General features: G+C 71.8%; 16 protein-coding genes. 6 read left to right on the plus strand and 10 right to left on the minus strand.

Annotation, left to right across the window (positions count from 1 at the left end; all coding sequences use genetic code 11):
• Nucleotides 1-105: 105 nt before the first annotated feature.
• The 6 genes from AB0I18_RS29265 to AB0I18_RS29290 all read right to left on the minus strand — a co-directional run bounded on the left by AB0I18_RS29265 (nucleotide 106) and on the right by AB0I18_RS29290 (nucleotide 5,891).
• On the minus strand, nucleotides 106-999 hold the full coding sequence (locus AB0I18_RS29265; RefSeq protein WP_363108597.1) for an SCO1860 family LAETG-anchored protein: 894 nt from the start codon (nucleotides 997-999) through the stop codon (nucleotides 106-108).
• A 267-nt stretch (nucleotides 1,000-1,266) separates the two neighbouring features.
• The gene (locus AB0I18_RS29270) at nucleotides 1,267-2,358 is read right to left on the minus strand and encodes an amidohydrolase family protein (RefSeq protein ID WP_363108598.1); all 1,092 of its coding nucleotides are present in this window, start codon (nucleotides 2,356-2,358) and stop codon (nucleotides 1,267-1,269) included.
• Nucleotides 2,359-2,384: 26 nt separating this feature from the next.
• A complete protein-coding gene (locus AB0I18_RS29275) occupies nucleotides 2,385-3,176 on the minus strand; it encodes a PIG-L deacetylase family protein (RefSeq protein ID WP_363108599.1) in 792 nt (263 codons plus the stop codon).
• 218 nt (nucleotides 3,177-3,394) lie between these two features.
• Nucleotides 3,395-4,207 carry an amino acid ABC transporter ATP-binding protein gene (locus AB0I18_RS29280; RefSeq protein ID WP_363108600.1) on the minus strand — a complete coding sequence of 271 codons (813 nt, stop codon included), beginning with the start codon at nucleotides 4,205-4,207 and terminating at the stop codon, nucleotides 3,395-3,397.
• A complete protein-coding gene (locus tag AB0I18_RS29285; RefSeq protein WP_363108601.1) occupies nucleotides 4,204-5,037 on the minus strand; it encodes an amino acid ABC transporter permease in 834 nt (277 codons plus the stop codon). Before AB0I18_RS29285 ends, AB0I18_RS29280 begins: the two co-directional genes overlap by 4 nt.
• Entirely contained in the window at nucleotides 5,034-5,891 is an 858-nt protein-coding gene (locus tag AB0I18_RS29290) for a basic amino acid ABC transporter substrate-binding protein (protein WP_363108602.1), read from the minus strand. Before AB0I18_RS29290 ends, AB0I18_RS29285 begins: the two co-directional genes overlap by 4 nt.
• 173 nt (nucleotides 5,892-6,064) lie before the next feature.
• Here AB0I18_RS29290 and AB0I18_RS29295 point away from each other — a divergent pair, with 173 nt between their 5' ends.
• Nucleotides 6,065-7,165, plus strand: coding sequence for an aminotransferase class V-fold PLP-dependent enzyme (locus AB0I18_RS29295; protein ID WP_363108614.1), 1,101 nt, complete (start codon nucleotides 6,065-6,067; stop codon nucleotides 7,163-7,165).
• Between the two features lie 134 nt (nucleotides 7,166-7,299).
• On the opposite strand, the gene AB0I18_RS29300 is transcribed toward AB0I18_RS29295, so the two are convergent.
• The 3 genes from AB0I18_RS29300 to AB0I18_RS29310 form a co-directional block, all read right to left on the minus strand.
• On the minus strand, nucleotides 7,300-8,559 hold the full coding sequence (locus AB0I18_RS29300; protein WP_363108603.1) for a VWA-like domain-containing protein: 1,260 nt from the start codon (nucleotides 8,557-8,559) through the stop codon (nucleotides 7,300-7,302).
• Nucleotides 8,556-9,812 carry a MoxR family ATPase gene (locus AB0I18_RS29305; protein WP_363108604.1) on the minus strand — a complete coding sequence of 419 codons (1,257 nt, stop codon included), beginning with the start codon at nucleotides 9,810-9,812 and terminating at the stop codon, nucleotides 8,556-8,558. Before AB0I18_RS29305 ends, AB0I18_RS29300 begins: the two co-directional genes overlap by 4 nt.
• A 104-nt stretch (nucleotides 9,813-9,916) precedes the next feature.
• A complete protein-coding gene (locus AB0I18_RS29310) occupies nucleotides 9,917-11,380 on the minus strand; it encodes a hypothetical protein (protein WP_363108605.1) in 1,464 nt (487 codons plus the stop codon).
• 239 nt (nucleotides 11,381-11,619) lie between these two features.
• On the opposite strand from AB0I18_RS29310, the gene AB0I18_RS29315 reads away from it, so the two are divergent.
• From AB0I18_RS29315 to AB0I18_RS29330, 4 genes are all read left to right on the plus strand, one after another.
• Nucleotides 11,620-12,333: a DsbA family oxidoreductase gene (locus AB0I18_RS29315; protein ID WP_363108606.1), complete on the plus strand. Its 714-nt coding sequence runs from the start codon at nucleotides 11,620-11,622 to the stop codon at nucleotides 12,331-12,333.
• Between the two features lie 139 nt (nucleotides 12,334-12,472).
• A complete protein-coding gene (locus AB0I18_RS29320) occupies nucleotides 12,473-13,558 on the plus strand; it encodes an aminotransferase class V-fold PLP-dependent enzyme (protein WP_363108607.1) in 1,086 nt (361 codons plus the stop codon).
• A gap of 93 nt (nucleotides 13,559-13,651) precedes the next feature.
• The gene (locus AB0I18_RS29325) at nucleotides 13,652-14,287 is read left to right on the plus strand and encodes a sigma-70 family RNA polymerase sigma factor (RefSeq protein ID WP_363108608.1); all 636 of its coding nucleotides are present in this window, start codon (nucleotides 13,652-13,654) and stop codon (nucleotides 14,285-14,287) included.
• A gap of 52 nt (nucleotides 14,288-14,339) precedes the next feature.
• A complete protein-coding gene (locus AB0I18_RS29330; RefSeq protein ID WP_363108615.1) occupies nucleotides 14,340-15,371 on the plus strand; it encodes a maleylpyruvate isomerase family mycothiol-dependent enzyme in 1,032 nt (343 codons plus the stop codon).
• A gap of 58 nt (nucleotides 15,372-15,429) precedes the next feature.
• On the opposite strand, the gene AB0I18_RS29335 is transcribed toward AB0I18_RS29330, so the two are convergent.
• Entirely contained in the window at nucleotides 15,430-15,951 is a 522-nt protein-coding gene (locus AB0I18_RS29335; RefSeq protein WP_363108609.1) for a MarR family winged helix-turn-helix transcriptional regulator, read from the minus strand.
• 168 nt (nucleotides 15,952-16,119) lie between these two features.
• On the opposite strand from AB0I18_RS29335, the gene AB0I18_RS29340 reads away from it, so the two are divergent.
• Entirely contained in the window at nucleotides 16,120-17,187 is a 1,068-nt protein-coding gene (locus AB0I18_RS29340; protein WP_363108610.1) for an alkene reductase, read from the plus strand.
• The last annotated feature ends 100 nt before the right edge of the window (nucleotides 17,188-17,287 follow it).

Genomic DNA, 17,287 nt, shown 5'->3' on the forward strand with positions numbered 1-17,287 from the left:
GGGATATTCAGCCTCAGGCATGTTGCCGCGGCGATCGGACACCCCGACACGACCCCTCACGCCGGAGAGCCGAGTGCGTGTTGTGGGGGCTTGGGTGACGAATGGTCAGTTTCGCCTACGGCGGGCCAGTGTTACTGCTCCGGCACCCACGACCAGTAGGGCTGCTGCACCGGCTGCCACGTAGGGGGTTGTTGAACTGCCGCCTGTGTCGGCCAGGTTGGCTTCTTGGGCGGGCTCTCCCTGTGGTTTTACCTCTGCCGCTGGTTTGGTGGGGGGCGCTGCGGGGGTCTCGCAGGTGGCCTCGGCCAGGGTCAGGGTTCCCTCGACCTCGGCCACGTTCAGCTTCAACGGGTTGATGGAGACCTTGAGTTCGAGGGCGGTGGCGGCGGCCGTGCGGGAGGTGGTCGCCGTCTTCGAGAGGTCCAGCCGTACGGTGCCGACGCCTGGCACCGTCACCTCGGTCGGGCCGCCCGCCGTCAGGGTCACCTTCTTGCCGAGGGCCGTCACCGATCCCAGCAGGTTCGAGGAGGCGACCGGCTTCTTGCCGGTCTCGCAGGTCGCTTTTGAGGTGACCTGGTCGACCTCGACGAGGGACAGCAGCGGCAGTCCGGGGACATGGAGCTTCGCGTGGGCGAGGTTCGTGTAGGCCTCGGCCTTTCTGGCGGACACCGTCGCCTTCGCGTCGGCGATGTCCGCGCGCAGCACGCTGAACGGCTTTCCGTCGTCGACGCCGTCCAACCGGGCGCTCAGCGCGGTCTTTTCGGCGCTCTGTGGTGCCTCGACGTGGTTGAGGGAGACCGCGAGCGGGACGTTCACGGTCTTGTTGAGCAGGGACACGTCGAGGCCGGTGCGCAGCACGACGGCGCTCGCGCGGCCCTGGTCGGGGGTCGCGTGTGCGGAGCCCGCGCCGGCCAGGGCCGCGGGGCCGACGGCCAGGGCGGTGGCCGCTCCGACGGTGGCGAAACGGCGTGCGGGCATGCGGAAGTTGTGGGTGTTCAAGGTGGTGGGACCCCCATAAGAGACAAGCTCGGGACCCGGTCAGAATTACGCACGGAGAGTGAACAGTCAGCAATCTGACGGGAGTTCACTCCAACGTGGGGTTTCCGTGCAGATCTTCGAACCTCATGACACGGATGTTCACCGGAGTCACCCGAAGGCCCGCCCTTGTACGAACGCGCCGGTTGACACCCCGGGGCATGAAGTGGAGTGCACAACGACCCGGCGTGGCGGATGGTAACGCTCTGTCAACGGGACGCCGTCGAGACCTCAGCCGACGACCCGCCCGTTCAGCACCACCCGCAGCGGGGCCCCCAGCACACGTACGTCCGTGCGGGGGTCCCGCTCGTACACCACCAGGTCCGCCGGTGCGCCTTCGTCGAGGCCGGGTCGCCCGAGCCACTTGCGGGCGCCCCAGGTCGTCGCCGAGAGCGCCTCCACCGCGGGAATCCCGGCGGTGACCAGTTCCGCCACCTCCCCCGCCACCAGCCCGTGCGCCAGGGAGCCGCCCGCGTCCGTGCCGACGTACACCGGGATACCGGCGTCGTAGGCGGAGCGGACCGTGTCGTAGCGGCGTTCGTGCAGCCGCCTCATGTGGGCCGACCAGCGGGGGTACTTGGTCTCGCCACCGGCCGCGAGCTGCGGAAAGGTGGCGATGTTGACGAGGGTCGGGACGATCGCGACGCCGCGCGAGGCGAAGAGGGGGATCAGTTCCTCCGTCAGGCCCGTCGCGTGCTCGACGCAGTCGATGCCCGACTCCACCAGGTCGCGCAGTGAGTCCTCGGCGAAGCAGTGGGCCGTTACGCGGGCGCCCAGGCGGTGGGCCTCCGCAATCGCCGCCTCGATCGCGTCGCGCGGCCAGCAGGCACCCAGGTCGCCGGTCCCGCGGTCGATCCAGTCGCCGACCAGCTTGACCCAGCCGTCGCCGCGCCGGGCCTCCTGGGCGACGTACGCGACGAGGTCCTCCGGCTCGATCTCCCAGGCGAAGTTACGGATGTAGCGGCGGGTGCGCGCGATGTGGCGGCCCGCCCGGATGATCTTCGGAAGGTCGGCGCGGTCGTCGATCCAGCGGGTGTCGGAGGGCGAGCCCGCGTCGCGGATCAGCAGCGTGCCCGCCTCCCGGTCCGTCAGCGCCTGCTTCTCCGCGACGTCCTGGCTGACCGGGCCGTGGGTGTCGAGGCCCACATGACAGTGCGCGTCGACGAGTCCGGGCAGCGCCCAGCCCTTCGCCGTACGGATGTCACGGGCGCCGGCGGGACGGTCATAGGTGATCCTGCCGTCGACGACCCACAGCTCGTCGCGGACGTCGTCGGGTCCGGCCAGGACCCGTCCCTTCACGTGCAGCACCGCGTGATCGCTCATGGACTGCACGATAGCCAGCCGCGGCGTCACTGCTCCCAGGGTGGTGGTCCCTCGAAGGCGATCCAGTGCATGTCGAAGAGGACCGCGGCCTCGACACCGAGAGCGGGCCCGCCCTGCCGGGCCGCCCAGGTCAGGAAGAGGCGGGGCTCGAAACCCTGCGCCCCGAGCCCTTTGGTGTACTCGGCGTGGGCCTCCAGCGAGGCGATGCCCCGCTCCAGCGGCTCCCCCGAGACATCCACACCGTGGGTGGGCCGCTCGGCGCCCGCGAAGCACACGAAGCGGACCCCGCCCCAGGGTTCGAGGCCCTCGTCGGCGAGTTCCGGGAAGATCCACCGGTTCCCCGCGTCCCGCGCCGCGTCGAGCGCGGCGAGTCCCACCGCGCGGTGGTCGGCCTGATTGGTCACTCCGCCGACCATGCGTACGGTGTACGTGCCCGACACCACGACCTCGGGCCGGTGCCGGCGGATGGCCCGCACGATGTCGCGGCGCAGGGCCGGCCCGTACTCGACGGCCCCGTCCCGGTGGTCGAGGAACTCCACCGTCTCCACGCCCACTTCGCGGGCCCCGGCCCGCTCCTCGGCCTCGCGCAGCGGGCCCGCGCGATCCGGGTGCAGCCCGTCGATACCCGCCTCGCCACGCGTGGCCAGCAGGTACGTGATCCGCTTGCCCTGAGCCGTCCACCGGGCCACGGCGGACGCCGTCCCGTACTCGATGTCGTCCGGGTGCGCCGCCACGGCCAGGCAGCGTTCCCAGTCCTCCGGCAGCAGGGGCAGCGCGGTGCCGGCTCCGAAGCCGCCCGCGTCGTCGACAGTCGTCATGCCCCGAATGATGACGGTACCGGCGCCTTGAACGACAGAGGCGGGTATGTCCGATCCGAAACGTTCATGGGCGTACGGAGTCGGGGCGGCAGGCGCCGAGGGGCAGAGCCTGTGTCTGAACCCCCACCTGCGCCCCGACGCCCGGCACGCACCGGCTGCGTCCGACAGCCGCTGCGCGGCGGGTGCTGCGCGGACGACGGGGGGTCTGACTCAGGCTCTCAGTCGCTGTCGCCCGCCTTGTCCGAGATCTCCTCCTCCACCTCCGCCATCGCCGGGTCGAGGAGGCGGGAGAGGAAGTGCCGGGTGCGTTCGTGGGCGGGGTTGCCGATGACCTGGGCCGGCGGGCCGTCCTCGACGATCACGCCGGCGTCCATGAAGACGACCCGGTCGGCGACCTCGCGGGCGAAGGTCATCTCGTGGGTCACCACCATCATCGTCATGCCCTCGTTCGCCAGCATGCGCATCACCGCCAGGACGTCCCCGACCAGCTCCGGGTCGAGCGCCGAGGTCGGCTCGTCGAAGAGCATCACCTCGGGGCCCATGGCGAGCGCGCGGGCGATGGCGACCCGTTGCTGCTGGCCGCCGGAGAGGGAGGAGGGATACGCCTGCGCCTTCTCGGAGAGCCCCACGCGCCGGAGGTTGTCGGCGGCCACCTTCGCGGCCTCCGTCTTGTCGCGGCCGAGGACCCGGCGCTGCGGCAGCGCGAGGTTCTCGGTCACCGTCAGGTGCGGGAAGAGGTTGAACTGCTGGAAGACCATGCCGATTCGGCGGCGCACCGCGTCGATGTCCACGTCGGGATGGGTGACTTCGGTGCCGCCGACGAAGACCTGGCCCTTGGTGGGCTCCTCCAGGAGGTTCACACAGCGCAGCAGCGTGGACTTGCCGGAGCCGGACGGGCCGATGACGCAGACGACCTCGCCGTGGGCGACCTCCAGGTCGATGCCGCGCAGCACCTCGTTGTCGCCGAAGGACTTGTGCAGCCCCCTGACCTGGATCTCCGGGCCGCCGACTGGGGTCTTGGCACTGCTCACTTGGTGGCCTCCCCGGCCTTCTTCTCAAGTCGGCGTACGACGAAGCCGAGCGGCACGGTGACCAGCAGATAGCACAGGCCCGCCACCAGGATCGGCGTCGAGTTGGCGGTCTCACTGGCCAGGTCGCGGCCGAACTTGGCGAGTTCGCGTTCCTCCAGCGTGACACCGAGGAACAGCACCAGCGAGGAGTCCTTGAAGAGGAGGACCAACTCGTTGGTGAGCGGCGGGATCACGATCCGGAACGCCTGCGGGATGATGATCGAGACCATCGCCCGGGCGTGTGAGAAGCCCAGCGAACGGGCCGCCTCCATCTGCCCCTTGGGGACGGCCTGGATGCCCGCGCGAATCGTTTCCGCCATGTACGCGGCCGCCACCAAGCCGAGCGCGAGGGCGACCTTCCCGTACGTGCCGCCGGGGATCTCCGTGCCGGGGAACGCCAGCGGGACGGCGACGCCCACGAAGATGAAGATCAGCAGGGCGGGCAGCCCGCGGAAGATCTCGATGTAGATGCCGGCCAGCCAGCGGTACGGGCCCACCGGGGACAGCCGCATCAGCGCGATGACCATGCCGAGCGCGAGGCCGAAGACGAAGCCGGACAGCGTGTAGAGGACGGTGTTCTTCAGCGCCAGCGTGATGATGTCCGGGAACAGCCGCTTGGCCAGGTCTGCCTGGGCGAACTGGTTCTGCAGCCGGTCCCAGTCGGCCGTGGCGACGAGCGCGACCACGGCCGCGAGGCCCACCGCGTACTGGATGCCGCGCGAGAGGGCCCGCTTCTGACGCCTGGTCAGGCCCTTTTTGACTGGCTGTACTTGAGTGTCCGTCTCGGTCATGAGGCGGCGGACGGTGAAGCGGAGGAGGCGCCCGCGGCATCCTCGTCGTACGGGCCGATCCACTTCTCGTACAGCTTCTTGTACGTGCCGTCGGCGCGGGCGTCCGTGAGGGCCTTGTTGATGGCCTCGACGAGCTTGGTGTTGCCCTTCTTCACCGAGAACCCGTACTGCTCACCGGTGTTGATGTTGTCGGCGACCGTGAAGGCGTCCGCGTTGGCCTTGTCCTTCAGCCAGCCCTGGACGACCGGGTAGTCGATGACGACGGCGTCGACCTGGCCGGTGCGCAGGCCGTTGAGGACCGCGTCGGAGGACTCGAAGGAGACCGGGTCGAGGCCCTTGCCCTTCGCGTACTCCTCGCCGGTCGTCTGCGCCTGGGCGCCGACCTTCTTGCCCTTGAGGTCCGCGAAGGAGCCGATGCCGCTCTTCTTGTCGGCCAGAACGGCCTGGGTGGCGTCGAAGTACGGGTCGGAGAAGTCGACGTTCTTCTTGCGCTCCTCGGTGATCGTCATGCCGGCCGCGGCGAGGTCGCACTGGCCGGAGTTGAGGGACGCGCCCGTCTTGAAGTTCTCGAAGGGCTGGTCGAGGATGTCCTGCTTCACCCCGAGGTCCTTGGCGACCAGGTCGATCAGCGACACGTCGAAGCCCTCCACCTTGCCGCCGATCTCCGACTGGAACGGCGGGTACGGCAGGTGCGTGCAGGTGGTGAGCTGTCCGCCCTTGACCAGCTCGACCCCGTTCGCGGTCGTGGTCTTCCCCCCGTCGTCGTCCGAGGAGCAGCCGGCCACGAGCAGCAGCCCGGCCGTCGCGGTGGTGGCGGCCAGAATGCGGGTCCGGCGTCCGAGGACCGAGTTCACGAGGACCTCCTGTGAGGGAACTGAGGCTTCCGATTATAAGGAAGGGTTTGACTCACTCAAATCATTCCCATGGTCGCTGGGCCGTCCGGCCTCAGAACATTCCGGTCGAAGGTGCCCGTGGGGCGCCGGTTACCCTCGGACCCAGTACCCACGTGAGCGAAGAGAGCACCGTCGTGACCCACCCCTTTCTGGACCTGGCGCCGCTGAGCGCCGCGCACTTCGCGTCGATCGAGGACCGCGTGGCGCGGCTGCTCTCCACCGAACAGGACGTCGTGATCATGCAGGGCGAGGCGCTGCTGCCGCTGGAGGGCGCCATTCGCGCGACCGCCGGTCCCGGCACGACGGCGCTCAACGTGATCACCGGTCCGTACGGGCAGACGTTCGGCGACTGGCTGCGGGACTGCGGCGCGACGGTGTACGACCTGGCCGTCCCGTTCCACACGGCGGTCACGGCCGCGCAGATCGGCGAGGCGCTCGCCGAGCACCCGGAGATCGACTTCGTGTCCCTGGTGCACGCGGAGGCGGCCACCGGCAACACCAATCCCGTCGCGGAGATCGGCTCGGTCGTACGGGAGCACGGGGCGCTGTTCTATCTGGACGCGGTGGCCTCGGTCGGCGCGGAGCCGGTGCTGCCGGACGCGTGGGGTGTGGACCTGTGTGTGATCGGGGCGCAGAAGGCGATGGGCGGGCCCGCGGGCGTGTCGGCGGTGTCCGTGAGCGAGCGGGCCTGGACCCGGATGGCCGCGAACCCGCACGCCCCGCGCCGCTCCTACCTCTCGCTCCTGGACTGGAAGGAGCGCTGGATCGACGGCGGCCGCAAGACCCTGCTGCACGCTCCGGCGCAGCTGGAGATGCTGGCGCTGGAGGCATGCGTGGAGCGCATCGAGGCGACAGGCCCGGAAACGGTCATGTCCCGCCACGCGACGGCGGCGGCCGCCACCCGCGCGGGGGCGCTCGCGCTGGGCGGCGGGCTCGAACCGTATGTGTACGAGGCCGTGGACGCGGCCCCGGTCGCCACCACACTGCGTACCCCCGCGGGGATCAACGCCTCGGAGCTGGTCGCCAAGGCCCTGGCCGCCGACCCCGGCGTCCCCCTGGCGGCGGGCGGCGGCACCCTGGCCAAGGAGATGATCCGGGTGAACCACTACGGCCCCGACGCGACACCCGGCGCCGTCCACGCCTGCCTGGCCGCCCTGGGCGCGGCGCTGGCCGAGTCGGGCCTGTCCGCGGACCTGGCGGCGGCGCACCGCACGGTGACGGAGATCTGGGGCTGAGACCTGGGGTTGAGACCTGACGCTGAGACCTGGGCCGGGCAGGAGATCACCCGGCCGGAAAGCCATCCGGCCCGATGCCACCTGCCCCCCTGTCACCTGTCACCTGTCACCTGTCACCTGTCACCTGTCACCTGTCATCCGATGTCGACCACTCGGGCCCACGCGGGCGGTGAGTCCGGAACGTAGTCGGGATCGTTCTCGTCCGCGTCCTCGTCCTCGTCCCACGAGGGGGCCGTATGCCGGCGGGGAAACAGGCCCACCACCGTCCGGCAGGGCGGTCGCGTGGCCGGCCAGGGTGTCTGGCCGTCGGTCAGGACCACGATGACATCGGGGCGGGGCTGCGCCCGGAGCGCTCTGGCGAAGCCCGTGCGCAGATCCGTGCCCCCGCCGCCCATCAGCGGTATGCCCTCACCACGGCACAGCGGGTGCACGACCCTGGCCGCCGCGTCGCACGGCAGCACGGTGACCAGGTCGCGACGGCCGCCCACGGCACGGGAGATCGCGGTGACCTCCAGGAGCGCGCTGCCCAGTTCGGTGTCACTGACCGAGCCGGACGTGTCGATGACCACGGAGACCCGGGGCGGCCTGCGCCGCAGGCTCGGCAGGACGATTCCCGGCAGCCCGGCCGAGCGCCGCGACGGCCGGCCGTAGGTGTAGTCCTCGCCCGCGCCCGAACCGGAGGCCGCCGAACGGACCGCCGCTCCCAGCAGCTCCCGCCACGGCTGCGGCGGATGGAACGCCTCCTCCGCCCACCGCTGCCAGCTCTTCGCGGCGCTCCCCGGACGGCCGGTGATGCCCTGCGCCACCCGGAACCGGACCGCGTCCTGTTCCTGCTCGCTGAGGCCGTGCGCACCGTCGGGCCCCAGCTCCCACTCCCGTTCCAGCCCGTCGGCGCCACTGCCGCAGTCCAGCCAGGTCAGCTTCTGCGTGAGCGCCCCGAGCCGGAACTGGCGCAGGTAGTCCTCCATGAGCTCGCCCGGGGACAGCCTCAGGGACGCGGGCAGGACAGCGCCTTCGGGCCGGACCAGCCCTTCGCCGTACACGTCGTCGTTGATCTCGCAGTCCGCGGCGATGTTCATCCGCAGCCGCTCCCCCGGGCCGGTCAGCCCGCGCTCCCGCGCGACCCGGTCGCTGCGCCCGTGGTGGTCGCGCAGCAGGTGCGACACCTCGTGCACCCAGACCCCGGCCAGTTCCTCCACCGGCATGCGGTCCACGAACGCGGGCGAGACGTAGCACCGCCAGTACCGGTCGACGGCCATCGTCGGCACCCGCCGCGACTCGACGGTGTGCAGGGCGAACAGGGCCGTCGCCAGGTAGGGCCGGACCCGGGCGGCGTGCAGTCGGGCGGCGAAGAGCTTGTCGAGGTCCAGGGCCCCCGGCGCGTCCGGGGTCATCGGCCCGCCTTCGCCGCGACCCGGGCCGCCGCGTGGTCCGCACGCCGGGACAGCGTCACGACTCCGGCGAGCCCCTCGATCGTCGCCGGCACGTCCCAGTCCTCCTGGCGCAGGGTGGCGAGGGTGGTGGCGGGGACGACCACCAGATCCGGGGCTCCGGTTTCCAGCGCGCGGGCCAGGAGCGTCCACGCCGCGTCCCAGCGGGATTTCTCCGGACGCCTGCGGACCGCGTCCACCACACCGTCGAGTACGGCCTGGCGCAGGTCCCCCCGGTCGGGCAGGGGGACGCCCGTGGGGTCGGCGAGCAGCAGTTCGGGGTCCGGGAGGTCCATCCGGTCCAGGCTTGCCAGCAGCTCCAGTCCCGGACCGTCCCCCACGGTGGCTCTGACCAGCAGGGAGAGTACGTCCCTCGATGAGCCCGCCGCGGTCGCGAAGGCGATCAGGCTCAGTGTCATCTCCCAGCTCCGGGGGGACGGCCAGGGGCCGCCCCGGCGCGTTTCGTTGCCGGGCAGCTGGTGTACGAGCTTGGGTCGGGCGGCGAGCAGCCCGCACACCGCGCGGCGGGCGAAGGCCACGGCTTCGGGCAGCTTCTCCGGGTCGAGCCGGGGCAGCGTCGCCAGGGGCCAGGTCCCGCCGAGGCCGCGTACGACGACATCGTGGTCGTGGGTCCACTGGAGATGGACGAAGCGGTTGGCCAGGGGCGGGCTCAGCTCCCAGCCGTCGGCCGCCGAGGACCGGGGATTGGCGGCGGCCACGATCCGTACGCCGGGCGGCAGTCGCAGGGCGCCGATCCGCCGTTCCAGAACGAGGCGGAGCAGGGCTGCCTGGACGGCCGGTGGCGCGGTGGACAGCTCGTCCAGGAAGAGCAGGCCCTTGCCGGCCCGTACCAGTCGCACGGCCCAGTCCGGCGGGGCCATCGGGATGCCCTGTTCCGCGGGATCGTCTCCGACGACGGGCAGGCCGGAGAAGTCGGACGGTTCGTGCACGCTGGCGATCACCGTGGTCAGTGGAAGGTCGAGGGTGGCGGCCAGTTGCGTCAGGGCCGCGGTCTTGCCGATGCCCGGCTCGCCCCACAGAAGCACGGGCAGGTCGGCGGCGACGGCCAGCGTCAGTGCCTCCAGTTGTGTGTCGGGGCGCGGTTCGGTGCCGGTGTCACGCAGCAGGGTCAACAGCGCGTCTGCGACGTCGAGTTGGGAGGCGTGGGCCGGGTCGGACGGGGCGTCGGTGGCAGCGGACGGGGTGCGTGTGGACATGTGTGATCACCTTTGGGTTCGTGTGGGTTCGTGGTCGGCCGAGTGGGCGCGGGCGGGACGGAGGCCGGCGGAGGCCCTCTGCCCGGCTCGGCGAGAGGCCCGGCTCAGCGAGAGGTGGTGTGGCGCGGGTGCGAGCGGTGCTCAGGGGGGCGGCTGGGGCCCGGGGGGAGGCGGTCGGGGCCGGGCCCGATCAGGCCTGACCGGTACAGCCCGTAGGTGATGCGCCGCCGCGCCGCGGTCTCCAGTTCGTCCCGCAGAGCGCCCGCGCGCAGCAGCGCGTCGGGGCCCAGCAGGCCCTCGACGACGGCCAGCGCACCGGCCGTGTCGCCGTGGTCCAGGCGTTCGCGGACACCGGTGAGGCAGTCCGGACGACGGTGGGCGTCGTCGATCGCCCGCAGACAGGGAAGCGGCGTACCGGTCAGTGCGGCCAGCAGTTCCTCCCGGCGGATCTCGCCGGGCTCGTGGTCGAGGGGGACCAGTACTCCGTCGACCAGGCCGATCCGGTGCTCGGCGCCCCGGCACTCGACGAGGCGCGGTTGTCCTGCCCGGTCCGGGACCCGCGACGGACCGGTCGGCGAATGGTCCGGTACGAGTGCCGAGGCGACGAGCGGGTGCAGCCGATCGGCCTCGATCAGACCGGCGCGGATCAGTTCCAGATCGGGCGGCACCCAGGTCGCCGCGTCGGGCAGGACGGGCAGTGCGCGGGCACCGCCCTCGGTGGGCGCCGCGGCGATCCGCAGTGCGGGCGGCGCCCCGTCGTGCCTGTCCGCGACCAGGTCCAGGGTCAGCCGCTGCCGGGCCCCGAGGCGCACGGTGACGGTACCGGTGGACCGCCCTTCGGCGTGCAGGAGAATCCCCGCCTCGGCCGCCCACCGGTCGACGGCGCAGCGGTGCCCCTGCGGCAGCATCCCCAGCAGCTCGGGGTCCAGCTGCTCCGGGTCCAGCTGCTCGGGGTTCATCGTGGGGCGGCCGTCGGCGAGCAGCCGATCGGCACCGGCCCTGATCCGCAGCTCATCGGTCCTGCGCGCGTCCCACAGGTGCCGGTGCAGGTCGAGGCGGAACCGCTGGTTGGGGCGGGGGTGCGGATGACGGGAGGCGCCGGCCTCGGAGCCGGGTCCGTCCCACAGCGCGAGGCTGATCCGCTGACCGGCATCCGCCCAGGCCGGCGCTGTCCGGGCCACGAGGTGCACCGGTCGCGCGCTGTCACGCCCCGCGGCGTCGGTGTCGGCGTCGATTCCGGTGTCGGTGTCGTACCGCGCCAGAGCGATGGTCAGGCCTGGGCGCAGCAGCCCGTCGGGAGCGATCCTCGGCATGTGCCAGCGCAACAGGTCGGGAGCCAGTCGGCGGAGATCGGCCCGGACCCGGGCCGCGAGTTCCCGGCCGTGGGTGAGCGCCAGGGAACGGAGGTTGAGATCGACGTCGATCCCTGCGGCGGCGCACGCCCCCGCCCAGTCGCCGGCACGACGGCGGGCGGTCGCAGTCTCGATCATGGACGGCGGCACGGCGAACTCTCGCACGCGCAGCCAGCGGGAAAGCCGGGAATCCCCGGACGCGGTCTCAGTGAGCATCAGCACTCACCTTGCGCGGACGGGGCCCCCAATCTGGTAACAGAGTGAGTCGTCATCGCGGGGAGCGTAGCGCTCCTGTCCCTGATCTGCCAGGTATTTCAGACCGGAGCGCCATCCCGGCCCGACGCCTGACCGTCGCCGTCGAGGACGCGCCCGCGGGGAATGAACCCATGCGTTTGAAGGTTCACGCAGTGAGCGGAGGATGTCTCCGTACCCGACGAGTGGAGAGAGCCGAAGACATGCGCGTCGAGATCTGGAGCGACATCGCCTGCCCTTGGTGCTACGTGGGCAAGGCCCGCTTCGAGAAGGCGCTCGACGCCTTCCCGCACCGCGACGACATCGAGGTGGTGCACCGCTCCTTCGAGCTCGACCCCACCGCTGCCAAGGGCGAGACCCAGCCCGTCATCCAGCTGCTGACCAAGAAGTACGGCATGAGTGCGGCGCAGGCGCAGGCCGGTGAGGAGAACCTGGGCGCGCAGGCCGCCGCCGAGGGCCTGGCGTACCGCACCCGGGACCGCGACAACGGCAACACCTTCGACATGCACCGCCTCCTCCACTTCGCCAAGGGGCAGGACAGGCAGGACGAGCTGATCGCCCTGCTCTACAAGGCGAACTTCGCCGAGGAGCGGTCCGTCTTCAACGACGACGAGCGGCTCGTGGAGCTGGCCGTCGCGGCCGGACTCGACGCGGACGAGACCCGCAAGGTGCTCGCCGACCCGGCCGCGTACGCCGACGAGGTGCGCGCCGACGAGCGCGAGGCCAAGGAACTGGGCGCGAACGGCGTGCCGTTCTTCGTCCTCGACCGCAAGTACGGCGTCTCCGGCGCCCAGCCCGCCGAGGTCTTCGCGCAGGCCCTGGAGCAGGCGTGGGGCAGCCACTCGCCGCTGAAGCTGATCCAGGAGAACGACGCGGACGCGTGCGGCCCGGACGGCTGCGCGGTGCCGCAGCAGTGACGCGGCGGGACCAGTCCGCAGAGTGCACAGCGAGCGCAGAGGGCGCAGAGGGCGCAGAGGGCGCAGACGGCTCGCGGGCATTGGCACAGGTCAGCGGGCATGCATAAGGGTCCCTTAGGGGTTTCACGCAGAATTCGTAATGGACGGTGACTTCACCGGGCCGCAGAGTGGTCCCATGGAGACCTTCAAGCGCCTCGTCCGTACCGAGTTCGGCCCGAAGAGCACCTATCTGAACACCGCGAGCACCGGGCTGCTCCCGGCCCGCACGGTGGACGCCATCCGGGCCGCCGTCGAATCCGTGGCGGCGGGGCAACCCTTGGACATGTTCGCGGACGTGCAGGCGGCCCGCGCCTCCTTCGCACGTCTCACCGGGGTCCCGGACCGCCGTGTCGCGGCCGGGGCCTCGGTCGCCGTCTACACCGGCCTGATCGCCGCCTCGCTGCCCGCGGGTGCCGAAGTCCTCACCGCCGAGGCCGACTTCAGCTCCGTGGTGACTGCCTTCCACGTCCGCGAGGACCTCAAGGTGCGCACCGTCCCGCTGGCGCGGGTGGCCGAGTCGGTGCGTCCCGGCACGGCACTCGTCGCGGTGAGCGCCGTGCAGCCCGCCGACGGCCGGGTCGCCGACCTGCCCGCCATCAGCGAGGCCGCGCGGACGCACGGGGCCCGTACGTATGTCGACGCGTCCCAGGCCGTCGGCTGGCTGCCGCTGGACGCGGACGCGTACGACTACGTGGCGTCCGTCGCCTTCAAGTGGCTCGTCTCCCCGCGGGGCGTGACTTTCCTCGTCGTCCCGGAGGACCTGGGCGGGCTCACCCCGGTCTTCGCGGGCTGGGTGGCGGGAGAGCACCCCGGGGACTCCGATTACGGCCCGGTCAAGGAATTCGCCCACTCCGCACGGCGGTTCGACGTAAGCCCCAGCCTGTTCTCGTACGTGGGCGCCCGGCACTCCCTCGCACTGATCGAGGAGCTCGGTGTCGAGGCCGTACAGGCCCATGACCTGGCCCTCGCCGACCGTTTCCGGGCCGGTCTCGACTCACTCGGCGCGGCCCCGCTGCCCGCCCCCGGCGCCCCGATCGTGTCGGTGCCGGGACTCGGCCACCGGCAGCCGGAACTGAGCCGTGCGGGCATCGAGGTCTCGGACCGCGCGGGCAACTTGAGGGCCGCGTTCCACCTCTACAACACGACCGCGGACGTGGACCGGCTGCTCGACGTCCTTTCCGGCTGACCCGCGACCCCGCGTCCGGCGGGACCGGTGGATCGAGTCCGGCCGATCCACTGGCGCGAGGGCCCCCGAGGGCGCTAGGAAGGGCAGCACGAGGTGGTGGTGCCGGTGGAGCCGACTGTCCACACGTCCGAGCGACCGCCCGCCGACGCGGAGCTGCATCGGCGGCTGGTGTACGGCGACGAGTCCGCGCTGGCCGAGGTGTACGCGGCGTACGGCGGGCTCGTCCGGCGGGTGGCCGTCCGGGTCACCCGCAGCCCGGTGGCCGCCGAGGACGTGGCGCAGGAGGTCTTCGCCCAGCTGTGGAGCAGGCCGTACGCGTTCGACGCGCGCCGGGGTTCACTGCGTACCTGGCTGTCCATGCTCGCCCACCGGCGGGCCGTGGACTGGGTGCGCAGCGAGGCCAGGCACCGCAAGGACGCCCACGCCGACGACTCCGCGCTGCACGCCATCCCCGACGCCGGGCCAGGCCCCGACGAGGCGGTCGTCGACCGTGAACGCGCGCTCCTGCTGCACTCCGCCCTCGCCGAGCTGCCCAGGACCCAGCGGGAGGTGGTCCATCTCGCGTACTTCGCGGGCCGCACCTACCGCCAGGCCGCCGTCGAACTCGGCATCCCGGAAGGCACCGCCAAGACCCGCCTGCGCTCCGCCCTGCGCAAACTGGCGGCATCTCTGGCGGACCCGGCGGACCCGGCCGACCCACCGGACCCGGTGTGGGAAAGAGGCGCATGATGGCAACAGGGGAAGGAGGCGTCCGGTGACCGACGACCACGACCACGACGGTATGCGCGAGCTGCTGGCCGCCTGGGCCTTCGGGGCGCTCCAGCCGGCGGACGAGAAGGCGGTGCCGCTGCATCTGGCCGAGTGCGAGAGCTGCGCGGCGGAGGCGGAGCGGCTCCGGGAGACGGTACGGCTGCTGGGCGGGCCGCCTGGAGCGGCCGGGGGCAACGGCGCGACGGGTTCGTCGACGGGCACCGGTGCCGCGGGGGCGGACGGTGTGCTGGCCGTCGCCCTGCGGGCCCGGCCCGCGGTGCCGCGCGTCGCCGAGCACGCGGCACCCTACGCGGCCGCGGTGGCCGGACTCCGGGCGCTGCTGCGGGAGGTGGACGGTTCCGGACGGTGGAACACCCCCGTCGTGCACGACTGGGACGTCCGGGACACCGTCGGCCATCTGATCGCCGCCGACGAGCAACTGGCCCGGCGCCTCGGTCTGGAGGCACACGCGGCGCCCTCGCGGATCACGGAGGGAGCGGTGTGGGAGGCGGCCTGGGAGGCGCGGACCGCCGACGTGATCGCGTACGAGCGGACGCGTACGCCCGAGGAGACGGTGGCGGCCTGGTCCGCGCAGGCCACCGCGCTGCTGGCCACGGCCGAGGCCCGGGACCCCGAACGCGCGGCACTGGCCACGACGTTGATGGGCGTACGGCTGCCCGTCGCCGACCACTTCGTGGTGCGCGGCTTCGAGGCGTGGATCCACACGGACGACATCGGCCGCGCGCTGGGCTTCGCCGTGCCACCGCCCCCCGACACCCACCTGTGGCAGCTGGTGCGCCTCGCGGTCCGCATCCTGGGCATGGCGCTGGGGCTGACGGCGGCTCCGGTGCTGTTCACGGTGACGGGTGCCGTGGGCGACGTCCAGTGGGTGCTCGGCTCGGAGGACGAACCGGTGCGGGCCGAACTCGTCCTGGACGCCGTGGACTTCTGCCTGCTCGTGGGCGGACGGTACGCGCCCGACGAGGTGCCGAGGGGCGCGGCGGGCGACGAGGACGCCGTACGAAACGTACTGGAGCGGGCGGCGTCGCTGGCCTGGCTGTAGCGCGGGCCCGGCTGCGACGCGGGCCCGGCTGCAACGTCTACGTGTCCTGGGGCAACGCTTACGTGTCCTGGGGCGGCGGGCAGTCCCCGGTCTCCGTGCACAGGTTCGCCTCGACCCTGGAGAGGAGTCCGGCCAGTTGTGCGCGCTCGGCCGTGCTCAGGCCGGCGAGGGTGTGCTCCTCCAGTTCGTTCCAGGCGCGCGTGACCTCTTCGAGCAGCCCGCAGCTCTTGTCCGTGGCCTCGACGAGCACCGCACGTCCGTCCTTCGGGTCCGGGCTGCGGCTCACGTGTCCGGCGTGTTCGAGGCGCTGGAGCATCTTCGTGACCGTGGACGGGTCGAGGTCGACGGCCTTGATCAGCTCCGACTGGCGCACCGCGCCCCGGTCCCACAGGTGCATCATCAGGAACTCCTGCCCGGGGTAGAGCCCGGCCCCGCGCAGCAGCTTGCCGGCGGCGGCGCGGTGCAGCCGGGAGAGCCGGCCGATGGCGTGGCTGACCGGGCCGCCGCGCGCGGCCGAGGGCAGACGCTCGGTACAGCCGGGGTCGGACTGCTTGGCCGTGGCCCCTTGGGTGGCGCTCATCTCGACTCCCGGTTCCCGCCGATGCTTCCTGGTTCTCGCTGAGACTCCGGCTGCTGGTCTCGCTGACGTCCTTTTCCACGAGATTACCTTGGTCGGCCAAGGAATGGGTTACGGTGGCCCCCTGCTCAAGTAATTGGCCGACCACATAAATCATCTCCAGGAGCTGTCGTGACCACCGCCTACGACCCGATCGACCTGTCCGGCACGTCGCTCGCCAATCGCATCGCCATGGCGCCGATGACCCGCAGCCGGGCCGGCGAAGGGGCCCTTCCCACCGAGCTCACGGCCGAGTACTACGCCCAGCGCGCCTCCGCCGGTCTGATCGTCACGGAGGGCATACAGCCGTCCCACGTCGGCCAGGGATACCCCGCCACCCCGGGCCTGCACCACGAGGACCAGGTGGCCGCCTGGCGCGGGGTCACCGACGCCGTGCACGCCGCGGGCGGCAAGATCTTCGCGCAGCTGATGCACACCGGCCGCATCGGCCACCCGGTACTGCTGCCCGCCGACCTCCACCCCGTCGGCGCCTCGCCGGTGCCCGCGCAGGGGCAGGTCTACACGGCCGAGGGCCCCAAGGACTTCGTCACTCCGCGCGAGCTGACCCACCAGGAGATCCTGGAGACCATCGAGGACTTCGCTGCCGCGGCACGCAGCGCGATCGAGGCCGGTTTCGACGGCGTGGAGCTGCACGGCGCCAACGGCTACCTCGTCCACCAGTTCCTCGCGCCCGGCTCGAACCTCCGCGAGGACGAGTGGGGCGGCTCCGACGAGAACCGCATCCGGTTCGCCGTCGAGGTCACCAAGGCCGTCGCCGAGGCGATCGGCGCGCACCGCACCGGGCTGCGCGTCTCGCCCGGAAACCCCTTCAACGACATCAGCGAGCCGGACCCGGAGCCCACGTACACCGCGCTCGTCCAGGCGCTGGAGCCGGTCGGCCTCGCCTACCTGCACATCGCGGAGACACCCGGGCAGCGCGAGCTGACGCTGCGGCTGCGCAAGCAGTTCTCCGGCGTCCTGATCCTCAACCCGGCCACCGAAGCGCCCACCGGACCGGACGAGCTCGCCCTCATCGAGGACGGCACGGCCGACATCATCGCCTTCGCCCGGCTCTTCCTCGCCAACCCCGACCTGCCGGCCCGCCTGAAGTCCGGCGGCCCCTTCAACGAGGGGGACCCGGCCACGTTCTACGGCGGAGACGCGACGGGCTACACGGACTACCCGACGCTGTCGCTGTAAACAAGAGGGCCCGGCTCTTGTCCCGTACGTCGTCGTACGGGACAAGAGCCGGGGAGGAACTAACAGCACACGTAATAAATCCACACAACAAAAACCACCA

The organism is Streptomyces sp. NPDC050704, from assembly GCF_040654355.1.
Taxonomy (GTDB): domain Bacteria; phylum Actinomycetota; class Actinomycetes; order Streptomycetales; family Streptomycetaceae; genus Streptomyces.

Bases quoted from the DNA above. Each gene is read 5' to 3' on its own strand.
- AB0I18_RS29270 (WP_363108598.1), bottom strand. From the start codon at position 2,358: ATGAGCGATCACGCGGTGCTGCACGTGAAGGGACGGGTCCTGGCCGGA.
- AB0I18_RS29275 (WP_363108599.1), bottom strand. From the start codon at position 3,176: ATGACGACTGTCGACGACGCGGGCGGCTTCGGAGCCGGCACCGCGCTG.
- AB0I18_RS29285 (WP_363108601.1), bottom strand. From the start codon at position 5,037: ATGACCGAGACGGACACTCAAGTACAGCCAGTCAAAAAGGGCCTGACC.
- AB0I18_RS29300 (WP_363108603.1), bottom strand. From the start codon at position 8,559: ATGACCCCGGACGCGCCGGGGGCCCTGGACCTCGACAAGCTCTTCGCC.
- AB0I18_RS29305 (WP_363108604.1), bottom strand. From the start codon at position 9,812: ATGTCCACACGCACCCCGTCCGCTGCCACCGACGCCCCGTCCGACCCG.
- AB0I18_RS29310 (WP_363108605.1), bottom strand. From the start codon at position 11,380: ATGCTCACTGAGACCGCGTCCGGGGATTCCCGGCTTTCCCGCTGGCTG.
- AB0I18_RS29315 (WP_363108606.1), top strand. From the start codon at position 11,620: ATGCGCGTCGAGATCTGGAGCGACATCGCCTGCCCTTGGTGCTACGTG.
- AB0I18_RS29320 (WP_363108607.1), top strand. From the start codon at position 12,473: ATGGACGGTGACTTCACCGGGCCGCAGAGTGGTCCCATGGAGACCTTC.
- AB0I18_RS29330 (WP_363108615.1), top strand. From the start codon at position 14,340: ATGCGCGAGCTGCTGGCCGCCTGGGCCTTCGGGGCGCTCCAGCCGGCG.
- AB0I18_RS29335 (WP_363108609.1), bottom strand. From the start codon at position 15,951: ATGAGCGCCACCCAAGGGGCCACGGCCAAGCAGTCCGACCCCGGCTGT.